The following is a 5,798-nucleotide window of genomic DNA, read 5'->3' as shown; positions in this document are numbered from 1 at the left end:
TCATCACGAACATCGCGTTGAGGCCGCGGTTCTCCTCGCCCACGAGCCAGCCCTTGGCGCCGTCGTAATTCATGACGCAGGTGGCGTTGCCGTGGATGCCCATCTTGTGCTCGAGCGAGCCGCAGGACACCGCGTTGCGTGCGCCCACCGTGCCGTCCTCGTTCACGAGGAACTTCGGCACCACGAAGAGCGAGATGCCCTTGGTGCCCGACGGCGCACCCTCGATCCGGGCGATGACGAGGTGGACGATGTTCTCCGACAGGTCGTGATCGCCCGCCGAGATGAAGATCTTGGTGCCGGTGAGGCTGTAGGAGCCGTCGCCGTTCGGCACCGCCTTGGTCTTGAGGAGCCCGAGATCCGTGCCGCAATGCGGCTCGGTCAGGTTCATGGTGCCGGTCCAGGCGCCCTCGACCATCTTGGGCAGGTAGGTGGCCTTCTGCTCCTGCGAGCCGTGGACCAGCAGCGCGGCGACCGCGCCCTGCGTCAGGCCGGGATACATGCTGAGCGCGAGGTTGGCGCCGGAGCCGAACTCCTGGATCGCCGTGTTGAGCACGTGCGGCAGGCCCTGGCCGCCGAATTCCTCCGGCACGGACAGCCCCATCCAGCCGCCGGCCGCGTAGGCGTCGTAGGCCGCCTTGAAGCCCTTCGGCGTGACGACGCTGCCGTCCTCGCGGCGGGTGCACCCCTCCTGATCGCCCGACAGGTTCAACGGCGACAGGACTTCCTCGGCGAGCTTGCCGCCCTCGTTCAGCACCGCCTCGACCACGTCCGGCGAGGCCTCGGAGAAGCCGGGCAGGTTGTCGTAGCGGTGGATCGCGAGGACGTCGTTGAGGAGGAAAAGGGTGTCCTCGACCGGGGCCCGGTAGCTCGGCATCGCGTCAGCCTCCCGCATCATTGTCGGTCGAGCCGAGCCCGCGCGGCCGGCTCCGATCCAAGATAGTTCACATGTAAACTATCCCCCGGCCGCTCCGCAAGGGCCGTCCGCGCTGGACCCCCTGCGGCGCACGGGCAACCACGGCCCCCGCAGGCGGGCCGGTCCCGGAAAAGCGCGGCGGTTCAATCGCTTTCTTAACCAGCCATTTACCAAGAACGGAAAAGGTCGCTCCTGTCCGATCCGCGATCTGCCGCATCACGCCCCAGCGCGAATCGGCACTCCGGTGGATACCGGAAGCCGCCGACTTCGGATCTCCGCGCGATGAAACAGACTGCCCCGATCAGCCTCGAAAGCTTCGACCCGGAGGTGCTCGCGGCTGCCCGCGAGGTCGCCCGGCGGGCGGGGGTGCCGCTGGAGAGCTGGATCGCCTCCGTCACCGCGCCCGACACGGCGAAACCGGGACCGCGGCGGCGGCGCGCGGACGCCTCGACGCCGGCCAAGGACGCAGCCAAGGACGCGGGCACGGATCAGGCGCGGCAGGCCGGGGGACGGCCGACGGACAAGATCGCCGCGCCCCGGAAGGAGGCGCCGCAGCACAAGCGCCGCGAGGCGGTTCCCGCCGCCCCGGCCTCCGAGGATTCCGGGACGGTGTCGCCCGCGGCCTCGCTCGAAGCGTCGATCGGCGCGATGATGCGGCGGCTCGACGCCCTCGATCGCTCGATCAGCGAGGAGCGCGAGGCCTCGAAGGCCGACGCGGCCCGGATGATCGGCGACATCGAGCGCAAGGTCGGCGAACTCGCCGGGCAACTCAGCGCGCCGCGGCCCTTGGGCCGGCGCGGACGCCCGCTCGCCACCGAGGTCCGCGACGCCGTCGCCGAGGTGCGCCGCCGCCAGCGCGAGCTGGAGGAGGGCATCGCCGAATGGAATGCCGCCGGCGCGGCCGAGCCGGAGGTGTCGGAGGCCGCCGAGGCCGCGATGCCGGCCGCGGATCCCTACGCGGGTGAGGCCTACGGTCAGGAGCCGTCTCCGGCCATCGTCGAGCTGCAGCGCGAGACCAGCCGCCTGCGCGACGCGCTCGGCGGTCTCGCCACCGGCCGCGACGTGGGCGAGCTGGAGCAGACGATGCAGGCCGTCGCCAGCGACCTCCAGCGGGCCCGCGATCCGCAGGAACTCGCCGCCATCGCCGCGCCGATCGAGCTGATGCGCGTCCAGGTGGAGCGCCTTGCCGGGGACGTGGCCGACAACGTTCATGCCCGCGTCGCGGGTGAAGTGGAGCGCTTGGTTGCGAAGGTCGACGACGTCCTGTCCGGCGCCCTGTCGGGTCCCGCCGACCAGAGCGCCCTCGACAGCGTGTTCCGCGAGCTCGACGAGATCCGCCGCCTCGTGGCGTCCCTGGCGGGTCCGGAACGGATCCAGAGCCTCGCCCAGGGCGTGCAGGCGATCAGCGTCCAGATCGCCCAGCTGCAGCGGGACGAGGATGCGGGGATGGCCGCCATCAAGCCGCTGCTGGAGGAGATCCGCGGCGAGCTGAAGTCGCCCGATCCCTCCCGCGAGATGCCCCGCGAACTGCTCGGACGGTTCGAGGCGCTCGCCGACCGGCTCGGCCGGACCGAGACGGGTCCGGTCGGCGAGCTGATCGCGCGGCTCGAGACCGTGGCGGAGAAGGTCGATCGCGTCGGCGCGGACGGCAGCGGACTCGACGCCCTGGAGCGCCACGTTCTCGCCCTGGCGAGCCGCCTTGACGCCCCGCGCGACACCGATCCGGCGATCGCGCGCCTCGAACGCTCCATGGGCGATCTGCTCGCCCAGGTCGCGGCCCTGCGCAGCGGGACCGACCTGGAATCCGCCGTCGCGCGCGCGGTCCGCGACGCCGTGGCGGGCTCGGCCGCCCCGCTCAAGGCGGCGGGCGGCGATTTCGAGCTGCTGCGGGCCGATCTCGCCGAACTGCGGGCGAACCAGAAGGGCTCGGACCAGCGCCTCCAATCGACGATGGAGGGCGTCCACACGGTGCTGACGCGCCTGAGCGAGCAGCTCGATCGGACGATGACGTCCCCCGCCGCCCTCGCCGCCGCCGCTCCGCAGGAGCGGGCGCCCGTCGCGGCGCCGCCGAGCGAGCGCGTCGCGCAGGAGCGCCCCGCCGCCCCGAAGGCGGCGTCCGAGCCGGCCCGCCCGCGCCGGACGGCGACGGCCGAGCCGGTCACTGGAACGGACGCGAGCCGCCTGTCCGATGAATTGCTGGAGCCCGGCGCCGGCCGCCCCGGACCCGGCCGCCCGTCCGCGCCGGAGGCGAGCCCCGCCGTCGGCGGCGCCGACATCAAGACGAGCTTCATCGCCGCCGCCCGCCGCGCGGCGCAGGCCGCCCAGGTGGAAGCCGCGGCCGACGCCCCGCTGACGGCGCGGCTGCGCGACAAGGTCGCCCCGGCCTCCCGCGTGCCGGGCGCGGAGACGGCGCCGCTGTCTCGGATCCGCTCCGCTCTCGACGGCCGCCGCCGGACCCTGTTGCTCGGCCTCGCCGCCGTGGTGCTGGCGCTCGGCGCCTACCAGGCCTTCGTGGCCGGCACGAGCGCGCCGACGGAGGGCGGTTCCCCGGATGCCCGTCCGGTGGCGGGCACCGCCCCCGTGATCGCTCCCGACGCCCCGGCGAACCGCAGCGCGGACGCTAGGGCCGAGCCGGCGCCGGGCGCCACGGCCCAGACGCAGGCGTCCCCCGCTCAGCCCTCCGCCGACGCGCCGGCCCCGGCCGCCGCCCAGGCGAGCCCGGCCGATCCGGTGACGACACAATCCATCGCCGAATCGAAGGCCCCGGCGGTCAAGCGCGGGCTGCCCCCGGTCGCCGGCATGGCCGCGCTCGGGACGGACCTCGCCGGCCTGCCGCCGGCCCTGGCCAAGCTCAAGCAGGATGCGCTCGACGGCGACGGCGCCGCCGTGTGGGAGATCGCCTCCCGCCAGGCGGAGGGCCGCGGGGTGACGCGCGACCTCGCGCTCGCCGCCCGGTTCTACGAGAAGCTCGCGATGGCCGGCTACGCCCCGGCCCAGTTCAAGGTCGGAAACGCCTACGAGAAGGGCTCCGGCGTGATCCGCGACGTCGAGAAGGCGAAGGTCTGGTACGGCCGCGCCGCGGATCAGGGCAACATCCGGGCGATGCACAACCTGGCCGTCCTGCATGCCGAGAACCCGACCGCCAACGGCAAGCCCGATTTCACCAACGCCGCGAACGCCTTCCGCCGGGCGGCGGAGCACGGCGTGCGCGACAGCCAGTACAATCTCGCCGTGCTCTACGCCCGCGGCCTCGGCGTCGGCCAGGATCTCGTCCAGTCCTATCTCTGGTTCTCGGCCGCCGCGGCGCAGGGCGATCAGGAAGCGGGCCGCAAGCGGGACGAGGTCGCCACGAAGCTCTCGCCGAAGGATCTGGCCGAGGCCAAGAACGCCGCCGCGAGCTTCCGGGCGAAGGCCGTCGATCCGGCCGCGAACGAGGCGCCGTCGCCCAAGGCCACCGCCGCGGCGCCGATGTCCCTGATGGGCGTCCCGTCGCCGGGCATGCCGACCGGCACGTTCCAACCCTCGGCGCAGAAGCGCGTCGGGGTCTGAGCGACCGTTCAGAACGAGATTCCATCGTCGAGACAGGCCGCGTTCCGCAGAGGAACGCGGCCTGTTGGCGTTTGCGCGTTCGGCGCCGCGCATCCACCGCGGCTGGAGCGGAGCTCGCACGGATCTCCGCCCGCCGTACCCACCGCCTCGGCCCGACCGGATCGCCGCGAGCGTTCGATCAGCCACCCACTCGGGAACGACTACCCGAGCCGCACGCCTCGATGCTCTCAGTAAAGATCGATACTCCTTATATACGTCCAAGCAACGGATATAATCCCATACGTTTTTTGCGTTCATATACGGATTAAAATTCATCACATTATTGTGTTTTATCACACTTGGCACAGCAAAATTGCATGTTACGTGCGCTCTTGCTTCGAAATTAATCGGCATTTGAACAAGAGAGGAGCACGACATGCTGCGCTTCGCATCACTCGCCTCGGTCGTCCTGCTGGCAGTCGCCGTGATCCCGGCCGCAGCGCAGCCGGCCCGGGCGAAGAAGAGCACGTGGACCGCATTGCCGTCGCAGGTCGTGCCGCCGGCCCCGCCGCGCGTCGCCAACGACGGGTTCGGCGCGCTCCCGCTCCCCGCGGGCCGCGCGTCCGGCTACTGCGACATCGTGGTGAAGCGCGGCGGCGGCAATCCGACCCAGGACATGACCGGCTCGATCGGCCACGCCAAGAGCTACCAGGCCGGCGGCGGGGGTCCGGCCCGTCAGCGGGTCTGCGCCCGCTGAGCATCCGACCTTCGACGAAAGGCGCGGTGCCCCTCGCGCGGGGGCGCCGCGGCGCGTCAGACCAGCGGCGCCATCTCCGCCTGCCGCACCGGCTTCTCCATCTCCGGCTTCGCGTAGGCCGCGACGTCGAAGTCGTCGCTCGGGATGCGGACGAGGAAGCGCTCCGCCATCTCGAACATCAGGATGTCGGGGCGGACGCGCTCGATGTAGTCCCAGTCGAGGCTCGACGACCAGACGAAGTGCATCTCGCGGAACGTCTCCGCGAGGAAGCTCGTCAGCATGATCGGCGCGAAATGCGCGTAGGAATCCCCGAACAGAACCAGGGTGCGCGGGTCGGCCTGGGGCGACGGGTTCCGGTAGATGACGTGGGCGCCGACATGCAGGTCGCCCGCCTTGCCCGCCGCCTCGTAGGACTCGACCAGCGGACTCGCGTAGGCGCGGGACGCGTCGCGATGCACCGCCCAGTTCACCACCGTCTCCCGCGGCCGCTCCGGCAACTTGTCGCCGAGATCCCACAGCCCGTCATGGGGAAAGCGCGGGCGCTCGGCGATGTCGGGCGGAGCCACCGCGCCGCAGGCCCGCAGCAGCGCCCGGTAGCCG

3 protein-coding genes and 1 pseudogene are annotated in these 5,798 nt (G+C 72.0%); 2 read left to right on the top strand and 2 right to left on the bottom strand.

Going from position 1 to position 5,798, the window contains the following annotated elements; translation table 11 throughout:
- Positions 1-874, bottom strand: an 874-nt coding sequence (locus tag MFF42_RS25000) for an acyl-CoA dehydrogenase family protein (protein WP_238258660.1), incomplete at its 3' end; no start/stop codon positions are given.
- Positions 875-1,195: 321 nt separating this feature from the next.
- Between MFF42_RS25000 and MFF42_RS24995 the strand changes: the two genes are divergently transcribed.
- Positions 1,196-4,462, top strand: coding sequence for an SEL1-like repeat protein (locus MFF42_RS24995; RefSeq protein ID WP_238258657.1), 3,267 nt, complete (start codon positions 1,196-1,198; stop codon positions 4,460-4,462).
- A 415-nt stretch (positions 4,463-4,877) separates the two neighbouring features.
- Positions 4,878-5,198, top strand: coding sequence for a hypothetical protein (locus tag MFF42_RS24990; protein ID WP_238258655.1), 321 nt, complete (start codon positions 4,878-4,880; stop codon positions 5,196-5,198).
- A 56-nt stretch (positions 5,199-5,254) separates the two neighbouring features.
- Here the strand turns inward: MFF42_RS24990 and MFF42_RS24985 are convergent.
- Positions 5,255-5,798, bottom strand: a pseudogene (locus tag MFF42_RS24985) (hypothetical protein); the annotation flags it as partial.

Origin of the sequence: Methylorubrum podarium, from assembly GCF_022179745.1 — a bacterium.
GTDB lineage: Bacteria > Pseudomonadota > Alphaproteobacteria > Rhizobiales > Beijerinckiaceae > Methylobacterium > Methylobacterium podarium.
The sequence above is the reverse complement of the archived record's forward strand: the minus strand, read 5'-3'. Positions and strand labels throughout refer to the sequence as shown.

Coding starts and splice junctions, on each gene's coding strand:
- MFF42_RS24995 (WP_238258657.1), top strand. CDS start 1,196: ATGAAACAGACTGCCCCGATCAGCCTCGAAAGCTTCGACCCGGAGGTG.
- MFF42_RS24990 (WP_238258655.1), top strand. CDS start 4,878: ATGCTGCGCTTCGCATCACTCGCCTCGGTCGTCCTGCTGGCAGTCGCC.